The sequence below is a fragment of the Streptomyces litchfieldiae genome (assembly GCF_031845365.1).
In the GTDB taxonomy this organism is placed as follows: domain Bacteria; phylum Actinomycetota; class Actinomycetes; order Streptomycetales; family Streptomycetaceae; genus Streptomyces; species Streptomyces litchfieldiae.
This window is the reverse complement of sequence record NZ_JAVREL010000008.1, coordinates 228,408-250,357: the sequence shown is the minus strand read 5'-3', so window position 1 is coordinate 250,357 and position 21,950 is coordinate 228,408. Positions and strand designations below refer to the sequence as shown.

The window sequence follows — 21,950 nt, the reverse complement described above, 5'->3', positions numbered from 1 at the left end:
GGTGAGTGCGGTTTGTCGATGCGATTGGGGTCGAAGTCGAACACGGCCCTCGACCACCGCGCTCTGTGAACGTCAGTCTATGTCGCGCGACATAGGAATCCTGGGTTGTGGAGTGGCCGCGGGCAGGTTATGTGTGCGGGGCTGCCGGAGCCAATTGGCTGCCAGGTGCTCAGGTTCCGGTTCACCTTCGCCCGGGCGGGGGTGAACGCCATCGTTCTTCGGGCCCGAAAGCTCCTACAGTAGAAGGTGCCCAGCGGACCTTGCTGCTGTGCTACGCCAAGGAAGGGCAGGTCCCAGGGATGGTCATCCGTGGCTGGGTAGGTCCGTCGGCGGTGAAACTTTCCCGAAGCTTCCGAGGGTGCATTCGCGCTCGAAGGTAATGGGGGTACACACGGACGGGCGTGGCGCGGGCCGCGGCAGTCGTGTCTTCCAGGCCAAAGCGAACTGTTCGCGCGGCACCATGCCACGCCGTCGCCTGTGCCCCCGAGCGGGGTTGAACAGCAGCGTCGCCCGCCGTTTGGCCAGGCCCTCCCGGTGCCTGAAGGTTGGCAGGAATAGATCCGGCAGGACCAAGCGTGTGGCCTGCTCCTTACGCTCGGCCACCCGCCTTCCCCGGTTCGGCCTCCTGCCGCTTCGCGGCGCGCAGGCTGGTGGCGGTCGTGACGGCCAGGACGAGGACAATGAAGCCGAGCGAGAAGGGGGTGGAGATCTCCGGCACGTGGACGCCGGACTCGTGCAGCGCGTGCAGGATCAGTTTGACGCCGATGAAGCCGAGGATGATCGACAGTCCGTAGGAGAGGTGGACCAGCTTCTTCAGCAGGCCGCCGATGAGGAAGTACAGCTGCCGCAGACCCATCAACGCGAAGGCGTTGGCGGTGAAGACGATGTACGGGTCCTGCGTCAGGCCGTAGATGGCGGGGATCGAGTCGAGCGCGAACAGGACGTCCGTGGAGCCGATCGCCAGCATCACGACCATCATCGGGGTCATCGCGCGCTTGCCGTTCTCAATGACGAACAGCTTGGTGCCGTGGTAGCGGTCCGCAACGCTGAAGCGGCGCTCGATGGACTTGAGCAGCTTGTTCTCCTCGTACTCCCCGTCGTGCGAACCCGTCCGCGCATCTTGGATCAGCTTCCAGGCGGTCCAGATGAGGAATGCGCCGAATATGTAGAACACCCAGGAGAACGCCGAGATGATGGCTGCGCCAGCCGCGATGAACCCGGCGCGCAGAACGAGCGCCATGATGACGCCGATCATCAGCACGCGTTGCTGGTAGTGGGACGGCACCGCGAACCTCGACATGATCAGGACGAAGACGAAGAGGTTGTCGACGCTCAGCGACTTCTCGGTGATATACCCCGCGAAGAACTCGCCGGTCGGCTGGCCGCCGCCGAAGACGAAGAGCCCGAGCCCGAACAGGCAGGCCAGGACGACCCACACCACCGTCCAGATGCCGGCTTCCCTGATCGACACGTCGTGCGGCTTGCGGCCGATGAAGAAGTCCACGGCGACGAGCGCGCACAGGACCGTCACGGTCAGCAGCCAGACGGTGAGCGAGACGTTCACTGGTGCTCCTGGTCTAGGTGGTGCAGGTGGGGCGATTGTCAGCGTTGCCATGGAAACAAGCAACTTCCACCATGAACAGGTGAACTAATGGTCATGTCCTGGTATGGGGCGTCAGATCAGAGCCGGCGCTCTGGCCAGCTGGGTGACGGGTCTCCCGGCTGGTGGGTCAACGGCTGCGCAGCCGCAGGTCGGCCTACCCACAGTCCGAACGGGTGCGGCGCCCAGCTCGGGCGGTCCGCGCATCGTGCGATGGCTGACCGCGTACGCCGGGCTGTCGCCCGGCAGCCCGCCGCCACCCGCGGTGAAGACAAGCACTGAGGCGTCCACCACCTCTGGCGAGGAGAAACCGCGGAGGGAAGTGCGCCTCGCCTCGTGCCTGATCATCCGAATGGTGCGACGGTTCGCCGGATTCCGGGGTTCGCCCGGGCGCTATACGATGCGCGACGCCCTTGCCGCACGCATCGAAAGGCGGGTGACGTCCGCGATGAGCGGTGAACCTCCCAGTCGCATGCCGCAGGGCGTCGCCCGGACCAGGACCTGACAGGGCCGGGGAGGCGGCGTCTGCGGCGTGCCCTCGCCCGTTCGTCTTCTTCCCTCAGCTCCTGCCCTTGAAAGGAACCGGTCATGTCCGAGCGCCGTCGGCGTACTCTGCGCGCCCCCACCAAGCCCGTCAAGCGCGCCGCCACCCACAACACCGCTTTGCCGGCCCTCGGGCCGGCTCCGGGCGAGCAGTAGCCCGCAGCCGAGCGACTTCGGAGGCTTCCTCAAGCCGTCCTCTGAAGCGGTCAGCTGGGGCGGACGACGTTTCATGGCGTACGAGGACCGTGCCTGAGCGGAAGGCGGAAAGCGGATGGGTCTACGGGAGCGGCCGTCAGCGTCGCCATCGTCGGCGACCGGCGGAGCCTGGGCTATGTCTCAGGAGGTCTTGTGCCATCCGGTGGTCGACAGCTGCCAGTCGCCGCTGAGGATGCGTCCGGCGTCGATGTCTCCTTCGGTGTGGTGAAGGGGAAGGTCGATGTCGCAGATGGTGAGGGAGTGCGGGGGGAGGGCGACGTGTCCCGAGCGGAAGTCCAGCTTCGACCTCCGGGGGGTGATCGTGGAGGGCCGGTCGATGTCGTTGTAGGTGTCGGCGCCGGGTCCGTCGAGAATGGTCGCCTGGTGGCTGCCATCCACGGGATGCCCGGCGATGCGCACTTCACAGGGGACCGCCGAGTTCGGCTCGCGGTTGATCAGCGAGAGGGTGACGCGGGTATTTGTGGAGTCGATGGTGGCCAGTGAGTCGATCACCGGGACGGAGGCGGCTTCGAGGTCCGAGGCTGCGGCGTGGGTTTCGAGGACTCGCTCGCCGAGCTGGTTGGCGTACATGGCCATGACGTGGAACGTGCTGCGCCGGACGATGCCTTCCGGGTGGACGAAGAGAGGGCCTCGGGCGTTGATGCTGGGAGCGATGTTGGCCATCTTGACGACATCCCCTCGGCGCAGGCATGCGTTGAGGAAACTGGCGGAGAACAGGGCGTCGGCCATGGTGTAGGTGGTGTTGTCGTCGTTGGCGTCCCGGGCGCGGACCGCGGCGTCGCTGTTGCCCCAGGGGTGGTGCCAGCCGCGGAGGTTCCACTCGTCGAAGGCGATGCCGACCTGTCCGGTCAGGGCGGCCGCCCCGATGATGTCGATCGTGTGCTGGATCTCCCGTTGCGGGTCGAGGGAGCGGCTGATGGCGGTGAGGTAGGCGCTGGGCTGGTTCACATCGGCCAGTGAGTCCCAGTAGCCATGGATCGACACCATGTTCAGGTAGCGGCCGGCGGCCAGCAGCAATGGCAAGGTCCATTCGAGATCCGCTCGGGCCGCGGTGAGCAGGACGATGGACTCGTCGACGCGCCGCATCATCTTGGCCGACTCCCGCACCAGGTTCGCCCATTCCTGCGGGGTCTTGGCGCCCATCTCCCAGTCGCCGTAGTTCTCGTTGCCGATGCTCCAGAACGGGACGGCGAACGGTGCCGGGTGACCGTTGTCCGTGCGCAGCGCGCTCCAGTGACTGCCTTGGGCAAGGTTGCAGTACTCGACCCAGTCACTCATCTCCTCGGCGGTTCCGGTCCCCGCGTTGGTGCAGATGTACGGGGCGGCGCCGATCGCCTCACACCAGGCGACGAACTCGTGGGTGCCGAACGTGTTGGGATCCGTTACCCGCCACGCCTTGTCGTAATGCGGTCGGCGAGGGTGCCCCACACCGTCGCGCCAGTGGTAGCTGGAGACGAAGCAGCCGCCTGGCCAGCGGACCACGGACGGCCGTAGCTCGCGCATCGCCTCGATCACGTCCTCGCGGAACCCGCGCTCGTTGCTCAGCGGCGAGCCCGGGTCGTAGAGGCCGCCGTACACCTGGCGATGGAAATGCTCGATGAAGTGGCCGAAGAGGTTGCGGGAGTATGCGACACCCGGTCGCGCGAGTGACACGTCGATGACCGCAGCGGGGTCTGCCGGCATGGTGCTTCATTCCCCGGACTTACTCCGAGTCGACGATGAGGGCCCACACGGCCCGCGGGACGGAGGCTAGAACGCCCATCCAGTGTTCGCAAGATTCGGCGGTGGAATTTTCGAGAACAGGGAGCTGCTTGTTCGCATCTCCGTTCGCGCGTCGTTCGGGTCAACGGTGGTAACCTCTTCGCGTTGGGGCCGGATCGGCAGCGAGCGGATGGGTGCATGGCAGAGGTGCAGGCTGCACGGACGGGGAAGCCCGTCACCCTGCGAGACGTCGCGGAGGCCGCCGGGGTGCCGCTGTCCTCCGTCTCCCTCGTCGTGAACGGCAAGCCAGGCGTCTCCGACATGCGGAGAAAGCGCATTCTCCAGGCGATCGAAGCGCTGCAGTACGTGCCCCCGCGCCGATCGGCGGACACCAGGAAGCCGCGCAGGATCGTAGGGCTGGTCATGGAGGCGCTCTCACCCGCCGCCGCTCAGGACGGGTTCATGGCGGAGGTCGTCTCCGGGGTCGAGGACGGACTGCGCGGCCAGGGGCTGCAGATGCTCCTCCACCTCTACCGCCCCCACGACGATCCGATCTCGGACCTGCGGTCCCTGACCGGGCGAGGCGTCGACGGCATGATCGTCGCCAACGGCGGCGACATCGACGAGGCCGCGGTCCAGCGCATCCTCGCCACCGACGTGCCCGTGGTGCTCTTGGAGAACTACCTGGACCACGACACCGGCATCCACGCGGTCGTCGCGGACAACTTCACCGCCGGCTACCGGTGTACCCAGCACCTCCTGGAACTCGGACACCGACGGATCGGCATGCTCGTGGGCTCCACCTGCTACGTCAGCCTCACCGACCGGCGGCGCGGCTACCATGCGGCGCTGCTGGAGGCAGGGCTGACGCCGGTACCCGAGCTCACGCCCCCGCAGGAAGCCGGGGCCCCGGTGAAGGGGTATCAGCAGATGCGAAAACTCCTCAATCTTCCCGAACCGCCCACAGCCGTCTACGCCGTCAGTGACAAGAGCGCCATGGGCGCCTACACCGCCATCGCCGAGGCCGGCCTGGAGATTCCTCGTGACATCTCCATCATCGGTACCGACGACGTGCTGCAGAGCACACTCCTGTCGCCACCGCTCACGACGTTCGTCGTCCCCAAGTTCGAACTCGGACGCATGGCCGCTCAGGCCGTTCACACCCTGATCGACACCCCCTCCGCAGCCGCCTCACGCACCGTACTCCACGGACGAATCGCCCAACGTGCGTCAACGGCCCCACCACCGGCACGGCGCGCCTGACGGACTCCTCCCCGGGGGCCGCCCCCACCGACCGGCAGCACACCATAGAGGCCCAGACCAACCGGCCTGCAGCCAGCCGGCCGCTGCGCCGGCTGGGCGTCGGTCGGCAAGCCAGCCGCGCACGGCCCGGTCCGGCGCGTCGCCGTCGACCCGGGTCAGCAGACGGCGCACTGTGACTCCGAGGGGGACCAGACGCTTGGACAGGACCGGACGGGATCCGAGCCGTTCCGGTACGTGCGCCGGGGCATCGGCGGGCCATTTGCCGATCGCCAGCAGCGAGGCCGATCCAGCCAGCACTGCGCACGCGCTCCCCGCGAGCACGCGGCGAGGAGATACCGCACGCCACGCGGATCGGGAGATCCCAACACGCTGACTTGGCAGGGAACTGGACTTCCCTGTCATATTCAGCGTGTTGGAGGGGCGGGTCCTGGCGCGGCGCTCGGCAGGACTTCAGGGCTTGGCGGGCCGTCCGTGGAGAACGGCGGTTCGCCAAGCCCTGCCTGCTCGGCCGGAGCCGACAGTGGCTGCGGTCAGAGGCCGATGTCGGCCAGCCATTGGCTTGTGGTCCGGGGGGTGATGTCCAGCAGGTTCTGGGCGGAGTTCTCGGGTGTGATCGAGCGGTTCGGCATGGCGCTCATCGCCTGGTAGGCCGCTGCGATGTCGGCGGCCGCGTCCTTCCCGATCAGGGGTGCGACCGAGGTACGCATTTCCTCGGGGGTGATCGGCTCGAAGACCACGTCCCGTCCGAGCCGGGTGCCGAACGCCTCGGCCAGGTCCGGGCCCGTGATCGGTGGGTACTGTCCGACGGAGACCACGCCGGTGAGGTCCGTGTGTTCGAACAGGGCGACGGTGGCATCGGCGATGTCCAGGTGGGATGCCCAGGAGACGGGGAAGTCGGCGCGGATCGGGTAGGGCAGTACACCGCGCTCGCGGACCGAGTCGATGACGTACGGCATGAGCAGGTTCTCCAGGTACAGCTCGGGCGCGACCACCGCGTGGGACACGTTGCCGTCGGCCAGACCGGCGGCCAGGGTCGCGGCGGCACCGCCGATGGCGGGGTCGATCGGGAAGCCGCTGGTGGAGAACACGACGCGGTCCGGCCGGGCCTCGCGGACAGCGGTGAGGATATTGGCCGCGAAGAGCCGGCGGTCCTCCTCCGAGGCCACCGGCAGGTGGACGAAGACCCCTGCGGCACCACGGTAGGTGTCGGTCAGGTCGGTGGCGGAGGAGTAGGCGGCGGACACGACGTGCGCGCCGTCCACGACGGCGTGCTCGTTGCGGGTCACCGCGGTCACGGACTTTCCCGCGGCGGCGAGAGCGGCGACGACGGGGGCACCCTGGGCGCCGGTGGCGCCATGAATCACGTAGGTCATGCCGCCATTAGTGCATGCGATGCATCAGTTACATCAACTGCACTAATGGGCTAGGCTCGAAAAATGTCCAACCCCTGCCTTCCCGAGTGCGGTGTCGCGCGGTTCCTCACCCTGCTCAACGGCCCGTGGGCCACCCTGATCGTGCGGGAACTCCTGAAGGCCCCCCACCGCTTCACCGAACTGCGCGAGGCCCTGCCCGGCATCAGCCCGCACACCCTGACCAGTCGGCTGCGCCAGTTCGAGCGGCACGGCATCGTCACCCGCACGGCCTACGCGGAGATCCCGCCGCGCGTCGAGTATGAGCTGACCCCTCTCGGCGAGGGGCTGCGCGATGTCCTGGAGGCCATGGGGACCTGGGCCATGGCGGTGCCGGATCCCGACGCCGCCGTCACCGCCTGACGCAACGCCTGGCCCGGCGGCACGGACACGGGTCACGCCGAGGACGCGAGCCTGTGCCGCAGGGCGTCGTTGTCGTCGTGATGGACGACCTCCCCGAAGCGCAGCCGCAGCCCAGCACACAGCCGGTGTAGGGGTTGATGACGTAGTCGTTCGACGGGGCCTTCGACTTCTGGATCAGGGTCTTCGCCTCGATCTCGACCGGCTCCATGACCGTTTCCTTCCTGCCGACCCGGCCGTTCGCGTCCGACGCGCCGGGGTCCTGTGCTGCCCACGGGCCGGTCGGCCGAAGACCACCGAGCCCTATCCGTGGAACAATAATCCATGGAAGTTGCTTCTATGGAATGGAAGTGCTTTGGTGGACACCGGCCGGTTCGGAGCCCGCCCCCCGCCGGGTTCTCGTGAGGTCACCCGCGGGGCGGTCACCATCTGGATTCACCCTGCGTCAGAAGGTCATATTTCTCCCTCTCGTGGGGGTAAGGAGTGCTGTCATGACTGTCCCCGCCTTCAACTCGGTCGCCTGGTTCGAGTTCGGCACCGACCAGCCGAGAAGGTCAAGGAGTTCTACGGCGAGCTCTTCGACTGGAAGCACGTCCTCAACACCAACACCCGGCCAGGAGCTCGGGGCCGAGGTCCTCATGGAACCGGTCTCCGACTCCGCGGGCTTCACCTTCGCCCGGCTGGAGGACACCGCCGGCAATCACTTCGGCGTCTTCTCCGTACCCGCCCAGTAGGCCCGATCTGACCGGGTGCCCCGCCAGAGCGCGGCAGCCCATGGCAGGGCCCCGCGGCCCGCGCCTCTTCCGCCCCGCCTCCCGCCTCAGCGGGGCCACGTACCACTATTCCCCCGACCGGGAGGTTCCCCGATGTCCCGCGCCAGCGCCATCAGCGAAAAGATCCCCGCGCGCGTCTACGGCGGCCCCACCGTGCTCTTCGAGTACGGCGGGCTCAGGTTCGTCACCGACCCGACTTTCGACCCGCCCGGCGAGTACCCCATGCCCCTCCCCGGCGACCACAAGCTCGTCAAGACCGACCCTTCGCCGGTCAACGCCGCCGACCTCGGCCGCGTCGACGCCGTTCTGCTCTCCCACGACGAGCACGACGACAACCTCGACAACGCCGGCCGTGCCCTCCTGGCCGAGGTGCCGGTCGTCTTCACCACGGTCAGCGGCGCCGGCCGCCTGGGCGGCAACGCCCGCGGTCTCGCCTTCTGGCAGACCACCGAGCTCGGGCGGCCCGACGGCGGCACCGTGACCGTCACCGGCGTGCCCGCCAGGCACGGCCCCGTGGGCTGCGAGCCGATCTCCGGTGACGTCGTCGGCTTCATGCTCACCTCCGACGACCTGCCCTCGGTCTACGTCAGCGGAGACAACGCCGCCCTGGAGCATGTCAAGGAGATCGCCGAAAAGTTCGCCCCGGTGGACACCGCGATCCTGTTCCTCGGCGGCGCCCGCATGCCCTTCGCCTTCGACGGCGCCCTGCTCACCCTCGACAGCGCCCTGGGCGCCGAGGCCGCGAAGACACTCGGCGCCCGCCGCGTCGTCCCCGCGCACTACGACAGCTGGGCCCACTTCAAGGAAGGCCGCGCCGAGATCGAAGCCGCCTTCACCAAGGCCGACCTGGCCCACCGCCTCGACTTCGCCCGATAACCCGACCGAACCCACGGAGACCACGATGACCACTGCGAACATCGACCTCGCTCGCGCCTACTTCCAGGCCGTGCAGACCGGAGACATGGCCACCCTCGGCGACCTCCTCGACGAGGAGATCGTCTGGCACCAGCCGGGCACCAACCAGTTCTCCGGCGAGCACAAGGGCCAAGGCGCCGTCTTCCAGATGCTGGGCAGCATGCTGGAAGCCAGCCAGGGCACCTTCGCCATCGACACGATCCACTCGCTCATGGGCAACGGCGACCTGGTCGCCGCCCACATCCACTTCACCGGCCGCCGCGGCGACACCTCCATGGCCATGGACGGCGTGGACATCCTGCGCATCCAGAACGGCAAGATCACCGAGACGTGGCTCTTCTCCAGCGACCAGAGCGCCGAAGACGCCTTCTGGGGCCGCTGAAACCCGGGCCCGCCCCGAGGCCGACCCCGGCCTCGGGGCACACGGCCGGGTCCCCACCAGCGTGAACGGCACCGCATGCGGAAGATGACCGACGAGCAGCGGCGGGCGTTCGTCACGCACGGCACCCGCGCCGGGAAGCTGTCGGCCGTCCGAGCCGACGGCAGCCCGCACGTCACCCCGGTCTGGTTTCTTCATGACCGCGACGACATCGTGCTCACCACCGAGAAGGACGGCGTCAAAGGCCGCAACCTCGCCCGCGACGGACGCTTCGCCCTCTGCGTCGACGACGACCGCCCCCCATGCGCGTTCGTCACCCTCCAAGGACACGCCGAGACCTCCGAGAACCCCGACGAGATGCTGCGCTGGGGCGGCCTCCTCGGCGCCCGCTACATGGGCGAAGACCGCACCCAGGAATACGCCGCCCGCAACGGCGGCCCCGGCAACCTCCTCGTCCGCGCCCACATCGACAAAGTCATCGCCTTTGACGGCACCGCCGACTGAAGGACTTCGGAAACGCCGTGGCTCACGAGGCCGGCCGACCGGGCTGCTTCAACGCCGGCATCGCCGGCACCGGCGTCCGGCCCCGCGCCTTCCGCTCCGCGTCCAGAGCCCGTCCGGCTGCCCGCAGCGTATTGAGGACCGTGGTCACCTCCCGCACGGACTGCTCGGAAATCACCGACCCGATCCGCAACTCCAGCTCGTCCTCGAACACCTTCACCGCCCCGTCCACCAGCTTCTGCCCCTCAGCCGTCAGCTGGACAATCGAGGAACGCCGGTCACTCGGATTCGCACGACGCCCACACAGGCCCGCCGCCTCCAGGCGGTCAATCACCTTGCTCGTGCCGCCCACCGTGATCGAGAACTCCTCGGCGATGTCCTGGATCCGCAGCCCCGGCCGACGCAACAGCAGATGCAGCACCTCGAACGACGTCAGCGGCAGGTCGTACTCCGCCCGCAACCGCCCCTCGATGCCATTCCACAGCTCGATCTCCAGCGAGACCAGCTCCCGGTACATCTGCTTCAGATCAGCCATCACTCATCTTCCGAAGAATTATATTCCATGGATGATTAATTGTAGGTCATGGCGGCCCACACCCGGGGCAGACGCGCTCGAAGCGGGAAGGGGGGCGACCAGCGCGGGCGCCCCTTTGAATGGGGCACAAGGATGGGTGGCATCCCCGCCGAACCAGTGACCGGTTCAGGCCAGCGGGCATTGCAGGCCCTGGCATGCTTCGCATGAGCGTCCGGCACCGACACCGCCTTGCTGTACCGGCCCATCACCGTCCGCATCACGACCGGGTTCACTGCGACGTACGCGCGGTCGACCCGGTAGAGCTTGCTCAGGGCGGCCAGGCCACGGTTCCACCGGAACCTCAGACCTTCCGGAGGAAGCAACGCTGGCGGCCCAGGTCGTACGCGCTCTTCACGACAGGACGAGAGCGACGGGCGATCAACCGGAACTACTTCACCTCGTACGTCTGGAAGCCTGCCCCTGGCCCGAGCTGGCGTGATCGCGCCTCTGGAGCAGGAATCCCCGGGAATTCCCCGAGTCCGGGAACCTTCCTCGGGGCACGGATTCCACGCCCTGCGTCACTTCTATGCGTCCGAGCAGCTCGAGGCCGGTGAGTCCATCGTGTCGGTGGCCCAGTGGCTCGGTCACGCGGATCCCGGATTCATGCTGCGCAAGTACGCGCACTTTCTGCCACGCGCCGGGGCACGGGGAGCGGCCGCCGTTGACGCGGTCTTCGGGCGCGACCCGAACGGCTCAGGCTCGGCGGAAAATCCCAGAGAAGTCCCACAGGCACCGGCGCACCCCTCCGGCCCAGCGTTTCCGCGGGCCGGAGGGGGTGCGACGGCGGGGGTCGGTCAGATGTTGCGGAACGTCTCGATCTGCGCGCCCACCGAGTTCAGCCGCTCGGCTAGGTCCTCGTAACCGCGGTTGATCACATACACGTTGCGCAGCACCGAGGTGCCCTCGGCGGCCATCATCGCCAGCAGCACCACCACCGCGGGCCGCAGCGCCGGCGGGCACATCATCTCGGCCGCCCGCCACCGGGTCGGGCCCTCCACCAGCACCCGGTGCGGGTCCAGCAACTGGAGCCGGCCGCCCAGCCGGTTCAGGTCGGTCAGGTAGATGGCCCGGTTGTCGTAGACCCAGTCGTGGATCAGTGTCGAGCCGTGCGCCGAGGCGGCGATGGCCGCGAAGAAGGGCGCGTTGTCGATGTTCAGCCCGGGGAACGGCATCGGGTGGATCTTGTCGATCGGCGCCTCCAGCTTGGAGGGCCGCACCGTGAGGTCGGCCAGCCGGGTGCGGCCGTTGTCCGCCGGGTACTCCGGGCCGAGGTCGTGGTCCAGGCCCATGCCCTCCAGCACGGCCAGCTCGATCTCCAGGAACTCCACCGGTACCCGGCGGATCGTCAGCTCCGACTCGGTGACCACGGCCGCGGCGATCAGGCTCATCGCCTCCACCGGGTCCTCGGAGGGCGAGTAGTCCACGTCCCGGTCGATCTCCGGCACGCCGTGCACGGTGAGCGTGGTGGTGCCCACGCCCTCCACCCGCACGCCGAGCTGCTCCAGGAAGAAGCACAGGTCCTGGACCATGTAGTTGGAGGAGGCGTTGCGGATGACGGTCACGCCGTCGTGCCGGGCGGCGGCCAGCAGCGCGTTCTCCGTCACGGTGTCGCCGCGCTCGGTCAGCACGATGGCCCGGCCGGGCGTGATCTGCCGGTTGACCGTGGCGTGGTACATGCCCTCGGTCGCGGTGACCTCCAGGCCGAACCGCCGCAGCGCCTGCATGTGCGGCTCAACCGTGCGGGTGCCCAGGTCGCAGCCGCCCGCGTAGGGGATCCGGAACTGGTCCATGCGGTGCAGCAGCGGACCGAGGAACATGATGATGCTGCGCGTGCGCCGCGCCGCCTCCAGGTCGATCGCGTCCAGGTTCAGCTCGGCCGGGGTGACGATCTCCAGATCGGCGCCCTCGTTGATCCACCGGCTGCGGACGCCGATCGAGCCCAGCACCTCCAGGATCCGGAAGACCTCCTCGATGCGGGCGACGCGGCGCAGGACGGTGCGGCCCGAGTTGAGGAGGGTGGCGCACAGGAGCGCGACACACGCGTTTTTGCTCGTTTTCACGTCGATGCTGCCGTGCAGCCGCCGGCCCCCGACCACCCGCAGATGCATCGGGCCGGCGTAGCCCAGCGAGACGATCTCGCTGTCCAGCGCCTCACCGATGCGGGCGATCATCTCAAGGCTGATGTTCTGATTCCCCCGCTCGATTCTGTTGACCGCGCTCTGGCTGGTCCCGAGTGCTTCCGCGAGCTGCACCTGGGTCCAGCCGCGATGTTGACGTGCGTCCCGAATGAGCTGTCCGATCCGGGCGAGGTAGTCGTCGATCATGCGCTCGACCCTATCTCAGATATGAGATCGCGCTCGTCAGGGGCGGCCGTTCGGGTGACGACACGCCGTTCGAGGGGTAGTCGTGTGCGGCGGATCCCCGGCGACACGCCCGCACGCGGCGAGCACGGGGCTGATGAGGTCGTGTCGCCCATGAGTTAGGGTTATCTCGACATCGAGATATCTGATGACAGGACGGCGCTGCCGCACGCATCTCCACGGCGGCTTACTTAGGGTCACCTTAGCGAGCCCCGACACGGTGCGAACGGCAGGATGCGGTAGTACGCGCGAATCATGTGTTGAAGGAGACAGTCGTGTCGGCGAACAGCTTCGACGCCCGCAGCACGTTGCGGGTGGGCGACGAGTCGTACGAGATCTTCCGGCTGGACAAGGTGGAGGGGTCGGCCCGCCTGCCATACAGCCTGAAGGTGCTGCTGGAGAACCTGCTCCGTACCGAGGACGGGTCGAACATCACCGCCGATCACATCCGGGCACTGGGCGGCTGGGACGCGAACGCCCAGCCCAGCCAGGAGATCCAGTTCACCCCGGCCCGCGTGATCATGCAGGACTTCACCGGTGTGCCCTGTGTCGTGGACCTCGCCACGATGCGCGAGGCCGTGCAGGAGCTCGGCGGCGACGCTGCCCGGATCAACCCCCTGGCGCCGGCCGAGCTCGTGATCGACCACTCCGTCATCGCGGACAAGTTCGGCACGCCCAACGCCTTCCAGGAGAACGTCGAGCTGGAGTACGGCCGCAACCGCGAGCGCTACCAGTTCCTGCGCTGGGGCCAGACCGCGTTCGACGAGTTCAAGGTGGTCCCGCCCGGCACCGGCATCGTCCACCAGGTCAACATCGAGCACCTGGCCCGCACCGTGATGGTCCGCGGCGGCCAGGCGTACCCCGACACGCTCGTCGGCACCGACTCGCACACCACCATGGTCAACGGCCTGGGCGTGCTCGGCTGGGGCGTCGGCGGCATCGAGGCGGAGGCGGCCATGCTCGGCCAGCCGGTCTCCATGCTCATCCCGCGCGTCGTCGGCTTCAAGCTCACCGGCGAGCTGCCCACCGGCACCACCGCGACCGACCTGGTGCTGACCATCACCGAGATGCTGCGCAAGCACGGCGTCGTCGGCAAGTTCGTCGAGTTCTACGGCGAGGGCGTGGCCGCCGTGCCGCTGGCCAACCGCGCCACCATCGGCAACATGTCGCCGGAGTTCGGCTCCACGGCCGCGATCTTCCCGATCGACGCCGAGACCATCAACTACCTGCGCCTCACCGGCCGCGACGAGCAGCAGCTCGCCCTGGTCGAGGCGTACACCAAGGCCCAGGGCCTGTGGCACGACCCGGCGCGCGAGCCCGACTTCTCCGAGTACCTGGAGCTGGATCTCTCCAGCGTCGTGCCCTCCATCGCCGGGCCCAAGCGCCCCCAGGACCGGATCGCGCTCACCGCGGCCAAGGCCAAGTTCGCCGAGGACGTCCGCGCCCACGTGCCCTCCACCGACGCGGACGAGGCGAGCAAGGAGTCCTTCCCGGCCTCCGACCCGCCCGCCGTCAGCAACGGCGTGCCCAGCAACCCGGTCTCCGTCACCATGGCCGACGGCACCACGTTCGAGATCGACCACGGCGCCGTCACCGTCGCCGCGATCACCTCCTGCACCAACACCTCCAACCCCTCGGTGATGGTGGGCGCCGCCCTGCTGGCCAAGAAGGCGGTGGAGCGCGGCCTGACCCGCAAGCCCTGGGTCAAGACCACGCTGGCGCCCGGCTCCAAGGTCGTCATGGACTACTACGACCGGGCCGGCCTCACCCCGTACCTCGACAAGCTCGGCTTCAACCTGGTCGGTTACGGCTGCACCACCTGCATCGGCAACTCCGGGCCGCTGCCGGAGGAGATCTCCCAGGCGGTCAACGACAACGACCTCGCCGTGGTCTCCGTCCTGTCCGGCAACCGGAACTTCGAGGGCCGCATCAACCCCGACGTCAAGATGAACTACCTGGCGTCGCCGCCCCTCGTCGTCGCCTACGCCATCGCCGGCTCGATGCAGGTGGACCTCACCTCCGAGCCGCTGGGCGCCGACCCGGACGGCAAGCCGGTCTACCTGCGGGACATCTGGCCCACCGAGCAGGAGGTCGAGGAGGTCGTCGCCTCCGCCATCGGCCAGGAGATGTTCGGCCAGAGCTACGCCGACGTCTTCGCCGGCGACGCCCAGTGGAACGCCCTGAAGATCCCGCAGGGCTCCACCTTCGAGTGGGACCCGGAGTCCACCTACGTCCGCAAGCCCCCGTACTTCGAGGGCATGACGACGGAGCCGGCGCCGGTCACCGACATCGAGGGCGCCCGGGTGCTGGCCAAGCTCGGCGACTCGGTCACCACCGACCACATCTCGCCGGCCGGTGCCATCAAGGCCGACACCCCCGCCGGCAAGTACCTCACCGAGCACGGCGTGGAGCGCCGCGACTTCAACTCCTACGGCTCCCGCCGCGGGAACCACGAGGTGATGATCCGGGGCACGTTCGCCAACATCCGGCTGCGCAACCAGATCGCGCCCGGCACCGAGGGCGGCTACACCCGGGACTTCACCCAGGACGGCGCGCCCGTGTCGTTCATCTACGACGCCTCGCGGAACTACCAGGCCGCCGGCGTGCCGCTGATCGTCCTCGCGGGCAAGGAGTACGGCTCCGGCTCCTCGCGCGACTGGGCGGCCAAGGGCACCGCGCTGCTGGGCGTGCGCGCGGTGATCGCCGAGTCCTACGAGCGCATCCACCGGTCGAACCTGATCGGCATGGGCGTGCTCCCGCTCCAGTTCCCGGCCGGCCACTCGGCCGCCTCCTACGGCCTGACCGGCGAGGAGACGTTCTCCCTCACCGGCGTCACCGCGCTGAACGACGGCGGGATCCCAGGGACCGTCAAGGTCACCACCGACACCGGCGTCGAGTTCGACGCGACGGTGCGGATCGACACCCCCGGCGAGGCGGATTACTACCGCAACGGCGGGATCATGCAGTACGTGCTGCGGTCGCTGCTCGCCAAGTAGCCCACGCGGTACGGGCGAAGGCCGTCCTCCCCACCGGGGGAGGGCGGCCTTCGCATGTGTGTCGCGTAGATCTCAACTCGGAAAAGCCTGTTCGCGATCTCGGTCCGCGATCTTCCCCGCCCGCGCCAAGTGGACTATACCTGTCGGGGATCCGGCGGCCACCACCGCCCGCGTCCTTTATTGAAGGCGAGGACTCGAACATGAATTCCGGTCCGTACCTCAACCGCCGTGCCCTGATGGGAAGAACCGCTGCCGCGGGCCTCTTCACCGTGCCGGCGGTCAGCGCACTCACCTCCTGCGCCAGCGGCGGCGGCGACGACGATTCCGTCGAGCGCGAGGAGTCCACCGACGCCAACCCGTTCGGCGTGAGCGCCGACGCGGAGCTCGAAGTCGTCATCTTCGACGGCGGCTTCGGGGACCAGTACGCGCTCGATGCCGAGAAGATCTACCAGGGCAGTTACGGCACGGTGGAGCACGTCAAGACCACCGAGATCCAGACGCGGCTCCAGCCCCGCATGGTGCAGGGCGACCCGCCGGACGTCATCGACAACTCCGGCGCGGACGCCATGGACATCGCCGCGCTGATCCGCAACGAGCAGGTGCTCGACCTGACCGAGCTGCTGGACGCGCCGTCCCTGGACGACCCCGGCGTGACGGTGCGGGAGACGCTGATGCCCGGCACCATCGAGATGGGGCAGTTCGGCAGCGACGCGGTCTACCGCCTCAGTTACGCCTTCATCGTGTACGGCCAGTGGTACTCGCGCACCGCGCTCAACCGCCTGGAGGTGGAGTACCCGCGCACCTGGGACGAGATGCTGGCCGTCTGCGAGAAGGCCAAGCAGCAGGGCATGGCCGGCTGGACCTACGCGGGCCAGTACCCCTACTACTTCAACTTCACGCTGTACCCCTTCATCGGGAAGATCGGCGGCGCCGACGTCCTGCGCGCCATCGACAACCTGGAGCCCAACGCCTGGCGCCACGACGCGGTCAAGGCCGCCTTCGAGGCGTACTACGAACTCACCGCGCGCGGTTACGTCCTCCAGGGCAGCCCGGGGCTGACGCACGAGGAGTCCCAGGACGAGTGGAACAAGTACAACGCCCTGTTCATCCCCAACGGTTCCTGGGTGGAGAACGAGGCCCGGAAGAACACCCCGGCCGACTTCGACATGGCCGTGGGCCCGCCCACCAGCCTGGACTCCTCCGACGCCATGCCGTTCGAGACGCTGTGGGCGTCGGCCAGCGAGCCGTTCATCATCCCCGCCGACGCGCCCAACGTCCCCGGCGGGCTTGAGTTTCTCCGCATCATGCTGGGCCGCGAGTCCGCGCGGAACTTCACCGAGCTGGTCTCCTCGCTGAGTTGTGTGCGGGGCGCGGCCGACGGCCTGGAGCTGCCGCCCGGCCTGTCCAGCGCCCAGGAGACGCTGGCCGCGGCCGGCGACAACATCGTCATCCCCCGGCTGCCCGACTGGTACCGGCAGCTCAACAACGAGGAGATCGGCGGCGCCGTCGCCGCGATGATGGCCGGTGAGATCGAGCCGGACGAGGCCATCAACCGCTGCCAGCAGGCCGCCGACGCCACGGCGCAGGACGACTCCATCCAGAAGTTCCAGCACGTCTGACCGGGGGAGGGGCGGTATGGAAGTCCGGAAGGACGGGGGCGGCGAAAGCCTGCCCCCCAGCACGAGACTGCACCTGGCGGCGGCGTTCTTCCTGCCGCCCCGGTTCACCCCGGCCCGGGTGAGATACGACCGGCGTTACCGGAAGCTCGATCAGTACCGATTCATAGTCTGGTTCCTCTTTCTCCCGCTGCTGGTCTATCTGCTCTTTGTTGTCTCACCGTTTCTCCAGGCGTTCTTCTACTCGATGACGGACTGGACGGGTTACAGCGCCAACTACAACTTCACGGGTTTCGAGAACTACGAACGGCTCTGGAACGACGACAAGTTCTGGGACGCGATGGTCAACAGCCTGGTGCTGGTCGTCCTGGCACCGGTGATCACTCTCGCGCTCGGTCTGTTCATCGCGTTCATGCTGAACGCCGGCGGCCGGCGCGGCCGGAGCCAGGCGGTGTCCGGCGTCTTCGGCACCGGGTTCTACAAGATCGTCTATTTCTTTCCGCAGGTGCTGTCCATCGCGGTCGTCGCGGTGATCTGGTCGCGCATCTACAGTCCGCGCAGCGGCATCCTCAACGAGGGGCTCGGCAGTGTCGGCCTGGACTCCTGGCGGCAGGAGGACTGGCTGGGCGGCGACCTCGCGCGCTGGTGCGTGCTTGCCGTGCTGTGCTGGTCGTTCGTCGGCTTCTACGTGGTGCTGTTCTCCGCGGCGATGGGCTCGATCCCCAGGGAGATCTACGAGGCGTCGCTGCTGGACGGCGCCGGCCGGTCGGTGACGTTCTTCCGCATCACCTTCCCGCTGACCTGGGACACCATCCGGACCGGCTGGATCTACATGGGCATCCAGGCCCTCGACTCGTTCGCGCTGGTCAACGTCATGATCCCGGAGCACGGCATGGACGTCGTGCCGAGCTATCTCTTCGAGAAGGCGTTCCGGGACGGTCAGGCCGGCTACGCCACCGCCATCGGCGTGGCCCTCTTCCTTGTCACTCTGGCCTTCGCGGTGCTGATGATGCTCGTGGGCCGACGGGAAAGGATCGAGTTCTGAACGCCTCACCTGGGGGAGACCTTCGCATGAGCGAGCAGCGGCCCACCGCTGCCGGAGAGCGCTCCGGCGGCGTGCTCAACGTCTTCGCCCACTCGTTCCTGGTGCTGTGGGTGATCATGGCCGCCGGGCCGCTGATCTGGGTGGTGATCTCCAGCCTCCGGCCCCACTCGGAGCTGATCTCGGACCCGTTCGGCCTGCCCACCAGCCTGGAGTGGGACAACTTCAGCAACGCCTGGACCAACGCCGACATCGGCCGCTACACCGTGAACTCGCTGATCATCCTGGCGGGTTCGCTGACCGGGACGATGCTGCTGGGTTCCATGGCGGCCTATGTGCTGGCCCGCTTCACGTTCCGCGGCAACCGGTTCATCCACCTGCTGTTCGTCGGCGGGATGATGTTCCCGGTGTTCCTGGCCCTGGTCCCGCTGTTCTTCATCCTGAACAACTTCGGGCTGCTGAACACCCGGCAGGGCCTGATCATCGTCTACATCGCCTACTCGCTGCCGTTCACCACGTTCTTCCTGGTGTCCTTCTTCCGCACCCTGCCCACCGCGGTGCAGGAGGCGGCCACCCTGGACGGCGCCTCGCACTCCCGGACGTTCTTCCAGATCATGATGCCGATGGCCCAGCCCGGCCTGATCAGTATCGGGATCTTCAACTTCCTCGGGCAATGGAACCAGTTCGTGCTGCCCCGGGTGCTGAACGTCGGGGACCCGGACGACGCGGTGCTGCCGCAGGGCCTGGCCGCGCTCATGGTCCAGCAGGGCTACGAGGGCGACTGGGGAGCGCTCTACGCGGGCGTGACCATGGCGATGCTGCCCGTGCTGGTGGTCTACGTCACCTTCCAGCGGCAGGTGCAGAGCGGGCTGACGGCGGGAGCGGTGCGGTAGCCGGGAAGCGGAGCGCGTCCGGGGCCCGGGCGCAAGCGGTTTCCCCACTGTTCTCCCACGCCAGCCCTTCAGTTCATATAGTGGGCCCGGCGCCGTCTCCTACCGCTGTCGGAGCGGCCGGCGGGCCCACCGTGGCGCCCGCCCGCAGACCGAAGTGGAGTGAGCCGTGGAGACTCCGGGGTCGCAGTCCTCGCTGCACCGAGCCAACCTGGAACGTGTGGTGCGTGCCGTGCGTGCCGCTGGTTCGCTGACCCAGGCGGACATCGCGCGGACCACCGGACTGTCCGCGGCCACGGTGTCCAACATTGTTCGGGAATTGAAGGATCTGGGCACGATCGAGGTGCGCACCACCTCGGCCGGCGGCCGCCGGGCGCGCAGCGTCTCGCTGTCCAGCGACGCGGGCATCGTCGTCGGCGTCGACTTCGGCCACTCCCATCTGCGCGTCGCCGTGGGGAACCTGGCCCACCAGGTGCTCGCCGAGGAGGCCGAGCCGTTCGACGTGGACGCCTCGGCCGACCAGGGCTTCGACCGCGCCGAGAAGCTGGTCGGGCGGCTGCTCGCCATGGCGGGCGTGGACCGGAGCAAGATCATCGGCATTGGGCTCGGCGTGCCCGGGCCGATCGACGTGGAGACCGGCGCGCTGGGCTCCACGGCGATCCTGCCGGGCTGGCGCGGCACCAACCCGCGCGAGGAGCTGGCCGCCCGCACCGGCGTCCGGGTCCACGTGGACAACGACGCCAACCTCGGCGCGCTGGGCGAGCTGGTCTGGGGCAGCGGGCGCGGCTCGGGGGACCTGGCCTACATCAAGGTCGCCAGCGGCGTGGGCGCCGGACTGGTGATCAACGGCCAGATCTACCGCGGTCCGGGCGGCACGGCGGGCGAGATCGGGCACATCACCCTGGACGAGTCCGGCCCGGTCTGCCGCTGCGGCAACCGCGGCTGCCTGGAGACGTTCACCGCGGCCCGCCACGTGCTGCCCCTGCTGCACGCCAGCCACGGCCCGGAGCTGACCATGCACCGCGTCGTCCAGCTCGCCCGCGAGGGCGACCCCGGCTGCCGGCGGGTGATCGCCGACATCGGCCGCCACATCGGCACCGGCGTGGCCCAGTTGTGCAACCTGCTCAACCCCAGCCGCGTCGTCCTGGGCGGCGACCTGGCCGAGGCGGGCGAGATCGCGCTCGGCCCGATCCGCGACTCGGTGGGCCGGTACGCCATCCCCAGCGCCGCGCGTCAGCTCTCGCTGGTGCCCGGGGCGCTGGGCGGCCGGGCCGAGGTGCTGGGCGCGCTCGCGCTGGTGCTGCGCGAGATGGGTGACGGCATGCTGCTCGGCCCGGTGGGCGCCGCGGCCTGAGCGGCCCGCCCGCCGGAACGAGCGCCCTTCGCGATCATTCGGCGATCAAAAAGTAAACGCACAGAAGAAAAGAAAATCCCTCAGGAGTCCACGCCGAGTGCGCCCTTTTCCGTCCGGGAATTGGCCACCGAAACCTTCGTTTCAGCCGTAAGGGAAGGTATCGGTTTGATAGCTCCCGGCTTTATGTATTGACGACAAGCGAGGGTGCGGAGTTAGCTCTCTGCCGACCCACGGCCGCGACGGCGCGGCCCTACCGGGAGGCGAAAGCAACTATGCGTCAACACCTGCGACTTTTCGCAATCGGAGCCACATCCATAGCCCTCACGATTGCCCTCGCCGCCTGTGGCGAGGCCGGCGGCGGTGACGACGGCGAAGAAGAGTCGAACGGCGACGGCGGCGGGACCATTGGTCTCCTCCTGCCGGACGATGTCACCACTCGGTACGACACCTTCGACCGGCCGTATATCGAGGACAAGATCGCCGAACTCTGTCCGGACTGCGAGGTCGAGCACTCCAACGCGAGCAACGACACCAACGCCCAGAAGCGGCAGTTCGACGCGTTGCTCACCCAGGGCGTGGACGTGATCATCCTCGACCCCGTGGACGCCTCCGCCACCGCGTCCTGGGTCGAGGACGCGGCCGCCGAGGGCGTTCCCGTCGTCGCCTACGACCGGCTGGCCGAAGGCCCCATCGAGGCGTACGTCTCCTACGACAACGAGCGCGTCGGCCAGCTCCAGGGCGAGACCATGCTGGAGTCGCTGGGCGAGGACGCCGAGGGCTCCCGCGTCGTCATGATCAACGGTTCGCCCACCGACCCCAACGCCGAACTCTTCAAGAACGGCGCCCACTCCGTGCTCGACGGCACCACCGAGGTCGTCTACGAGCAGGACATCGAGGGCTGGGACGGCGCCCTCGCCAACGAGGAGATGACCGCCGCCATCGACTCCCTGGGCCCCGACGGCTTCGACGGCGTGTACGTCGCCAACGACGGCATGGCCGCCGGTGTCGTCACCGCCCTCAACGCCGCCGGCATCACCGGCGTCCCCGTCGGCGGCCAGGACGCCGAACTCGCAGGCCTCCAGCGCATCGTCACGGGCGAGCAGACCTTCACGATCTACAAGGCGCTGCGCCCCGAGGCGGAGATCACCGCGGAGATCGCCGTCCGCCTCATGCGCGGCGAGGACTTCTCCGACCTGACCCCCGACAGCGTGGACAGCCCGACCGACGAGGGCATCCCCAGCACGCTGCTGGACCCCGTCGCCGTCACCGCGGACAACATCGCCGACACCGTCGTCGCCGACGACTTCTACTCGGTCGAGGACATCTGCACCGCCGAATACGCCCAGGCGTGCCAGGAGATCGGCCTCGGCTGATCCGGCGCAAACGCCCCACCCACCGGGACCGTCACCCGTCCATGCCCGGACGTCCCGGCACCGGCCCGCCCGTTCCGCCGCCCGC

The 21,950-nt window shown here is 68.4% G+C and carries 17 protein-coding genes; 12 read left to right on the top strand and 5 right to left on the bottom strand.

The features are described 5' to 3' along the window. Nucleotides 1-589 precede the first annotated feature (589 nt). Nucleotides 590-1,564, bottom strand: coding sequence for a TerC family protein (locus tag RM590_RS16380; protein ID WP_311705307.1), 975 nt, complete (start codon nt 1,562-1,564; stop codon nt 590-592). Nucleotides 1,565-2,479: 915 nt separating this feature from the next. Beyond that, nucleotides 2,480-4,042: an alpha-L-arabinofuranosidase C-terminal domain-containing protein gene (locus tag RM590_RS16375; RefSeq protein WP_311705306.1), complete on the bottom strand. Its 1,563-nt coding sequence runs from the start codon at nt 4,040-4,042 to the stop codon at nt 2,480-2,482. Between the two features lie 216 nt (nt 4,043-4,258). On the opposite strand from RM590_RS16375, the gene RM590_RS16370 reads away from it, so the two are divergent. Further along, nucleotides 4,259-5,323, top strand: coding sequence for a LacI family DNA-binding transcriptional regulator (locus tag RM590_RS16370; RefSeq protein WP_311705353.1), 1,065 nt, complete (start codon nt 4,259-4,261; stop codon nt 5,321-5,323). 530 nt (nt 5,324-5,853) lie between these two features. On the opposite strand, the gene RM590_RS16365 is transcribed toward RM590_RS16370, so the two are convergent. Continuing rightward, a complete protein-coding gene (locus RM590_RS16365) occupies nt 5,854-6,696 on the bottom strand; it encodes an NmrA family NAD(P)-binding protein (RefSeq protein ID WP_311705305.1) in 843 nt (280 codons plus the stop codon). 63 nt (nt 6,697-6,759) lie between these two features. Between RM590_RS16365 and RM590_RS16360 the strand changes: the two genes are divergently transcribed. The 5 genes from RM590_RS16360 to RM590_RS16340 all read left to right on the top strand — a co-directional run bounded on the left by RM590_RS16360 (nt 6,760) and on the right by RM590_RS16340 (nt 9,663). After that, nucleotides 6,760-7,095: a winged helix-turn-helix transcriptional regulator gene (locus RM590_RS16360; protein WP_311705304.1), complete on the top strand. Its 336-nt coding sequence runs from the start codon at nt 6,760-6,762 to the stop codon at nt 7,093-7,095. Nucleotides 7,096-7,583: 488 nt separating this feature from the next. Beyond that, nucleotides 7,584-7,826 (top strand): VOC family protein, encoded by a 243-nt coding sequence (locus RM590_RS16355; protein WP_311705303.1) that lies wholly within the window; start codon nt 7,584-7,586, stop codon nt 7,824-7,826. Between the two features lie 132 nt (nt 7,827-7,958). Further along, complete coding sequence (locus RM590_RS16350; RefSeq protein ID WP_311705302.1) at nt 7,959-8,741, top strand: MBL fold metallo-hydrolase; 783 nt, start codon at nt 7,959-7,961, stop codon at nt 8,739-8,741. A gap of 25 nt (nt 8,742-8,766) precedes the next feature. Continuing rightward, nucleotides 8,767-9,162 (top strand): nuclear transport factor 2 family protein, encoded by a 396-nt coding sequence (locus RM590_RS16345; RefSeq protein WP_311705301.1) that lies wholly within the window; start codon nt 8,767-8,769, stop codon nt 9,160-9,162. Between the two features lie 75 nt (nt 9,163-9,237). Then, on the top strand, nt 9,238-9,663 hold the full coding sequence (locus RM590_RS16340; RefSeq protein ID WP_311705300.1) for a PPOX class F420-dependent oxidoreductase: 426 nt from the start codon (nt 9,238-9,240) through the stop codon (nt 9,661-9,663). Between the two features lie 22 nt (nt 9,664-9,685). On the opposite strand, the gene RM590_RS16335 is transcribed toward RM590_RS16340, so the two are convergent. Beyond that, a complete protein-coding gene (locus tag RM590_RS16335) occupies nt 9,686-10,195 on the bottom strand; it encodes a MarR family winged helix-turn-helix transcriptional regulator (RefSeq protein WP_311705299.1) in 510 nt (169 codons plus the stop codon). 833 nt (nt 10,196-11,028) lie between these two features. After that, nucleotides 11,029-12,558 (bottom strand): helix-turn-helix domain-containing protein, encoded by a 1,530-nt coding sequence (locus RM590_RS16330; RefSeq protein ID WP_311705298.1) that lies wholly within the window; start codon nt 12,556-12,558, stop codon nt 11,029-11,031. 311 nt (nt 12,559-12,869) lie between these two features. On the opposite strand from RM590_RS16330, the gene acnA reads away from it, so the two are divergent. From acnA to RM590_RS16300, 6 genes are all read left to right on the top strand, one after another. Continuing rightward, on the top strand, nt 12,870-15,590 hold the full coding sequence (acnA, locus tag RM590_RS16325) for an aconitate hydratase AcnA (RefSeq protein WP_311705297.1): 2,721 nt from the start codon (nt 12,870-12,872) through the stop codon (nt 15,588-15,590). Between the two features lie 200 nt (nt 15,591-15,790). After that, the gene (gene ngcE, locus RM590_RS16320) at nt 15,791-17,209 is read left to right on the top strand and encodes an N-acetylglucosamine/diacetylchitobiose ABC transporter substrate-binding protein (RefSeq protein ID WP_311705296.1); all 1,419 of its coding nucleotides are present in this window, start codon (nt 15,791-15,793) and stop codon (nt 17,207-17,209) included. 16 nt (nt 17,210-17,225) lie between these two features. After that, nucleotides 17,226-18,251, top strand: coding sequence for a carbohydrate ABC transporter permease (locus tag RM590_RS16315; protein WP_311705295.1), 1,026 nt, complete (start codon nt 17,226-17,228; stop codon nt 18,249-18,251). 26 nt (nt 18,252-18,277) lie between these two features. Beyond that, entirely contained in the window at nt 18,278-19,141 is an 864-nt protein-coding gene (locus RM590_RS16310) for a carbohydrate ABC transporter permease (protein WP_311705294.1), read from the top strand. Between the two features lie 166 nt (nt 19,142-19,307). Beyond that, nucleotides 19,308-20,492 (top strand): ROK family transcriptional regulator, encoded by a 1,185-nt coding sequence (locus RM590_RS16305; RefSeq protein WP_311705293.1) that lies wholly within the window; start codon nt 19,308-19,310, stop codon nt 20,490-20,492. 272 nt (nt 20,493-20,764) lie between these two features. Then, nucleotides 20,765-21,865 carry a sugar ABC transporter substrate-binding protein gene (locus tag RM590_RS16300; RefSeq protein ID WP_311705292.1) on the top strand — a complete coding sequence of 367 codons (1,101 nt, stop codon included), beginning with the start codon at nt 20,765-20,767 and terminating at the stop codon, nt 21,863-21,865. Nucleotides 21,866-21,950 lie beyond the last annotated feature (85 nt).

Bases quoted from the DNA above. Each gene is read 5' to 3' on its own strand.
- RM590_RS16375 (WP_311705306.1), bottom strand. From the start codon at position 4,042: ATGCCGGCAGACCCCGCTGCGGTCATCGACGTGTCACTCGCGCGACCG.
- RM590_RS16370 (WP_311705353.1), top strand. From the start codon at position 4,259: ATGGCAGAGGTGCAGGCTGCACGGACGGGGAAGCCCGTCACCCTGCGA.
- ngcE (WP_311705296.1), top strand. From the start codon at position 15,791: ATGAATTCCGGTCCGTACCTCAACCGCCGTGCCCTGATGGGAAGAACC.
- RM590_RS16340 (WP_311705300.1), top strand. From the start codon at position 9,238: ATGCGGAAGATGACCGACGAGCAGCGGCGGGCGTTCGTCACGCACGGC.
- RM590_RS16310 (WP_311705294.1), top strand. From the start codon at position 18,278: ATGAGCGAGCAGCGGCCCACCGCTGCCGGAGAGCGCTCCGGCGGCGTG.
- RM590_RS16345 (WP_311705301.1), top strand. From the start codon at position 8,767: ATGACCACTGCGAACATCGACCTCGCTCGCGCCTACTTCCAGGCCGTG.
- RM590_RS16330 (WP_311705298.1), bottom strand. From the start codon at position 12,558: ATGATCGACGACTACCTCGCCCGGATCGGACAGCTCATTCGGGACGCA.
- RM590_RS16350 (WP_311705302.1), top strand. From the start codon at position 7,959: ATGTCCCGCGCCAGCGCCATCAGCGAAAAGATCCCCGCGCGCGTCTAC.
- RM590_RS16315 (WP_311705295.1), top strand. From the start codon at position 17,226: ATGGAAGTCCGGAAGGACGGGGGCGGCGAAAGCCTGCCCCCCAGCACG.
- RM590_RS16335 (WP_311705299.1), bottom strand. From the start codon at position 10,195: ATGGCTGATCTGAAGCAGATGTACCGGGAGCTGGTCTCGCTGGAGATC.
- RM590_RS16360 (WP_311705304.1), top strand. From the start codon at position 6,760: ATGTCCAACCCCTGCCTTCCCGAGTGCGGTGTCGCGCGGTTCCTCACC.
- RM590_RS16365 (WP_311705305.1), bottom strand. From the start codon at position 6,696: ATGACCTACGTGATTCATGGCGCCACCGGCGCCCAGGGTGCCCCCGTC.
- RM590_RS16355 (WP_311705303.1), top strand. From the start codon at position 7,584: ATGACTGTCCCCGCCTTCAACTCGGTCGCCTGGTTCGAGTTCGGCACC.
- RM590_RS16300 (WP_311705292.1), top strand. From the start codon at position 20,765: ATGCGTCAACACCTGCGACTTTTCGCAATCGGAGCCACATCCATAGCC.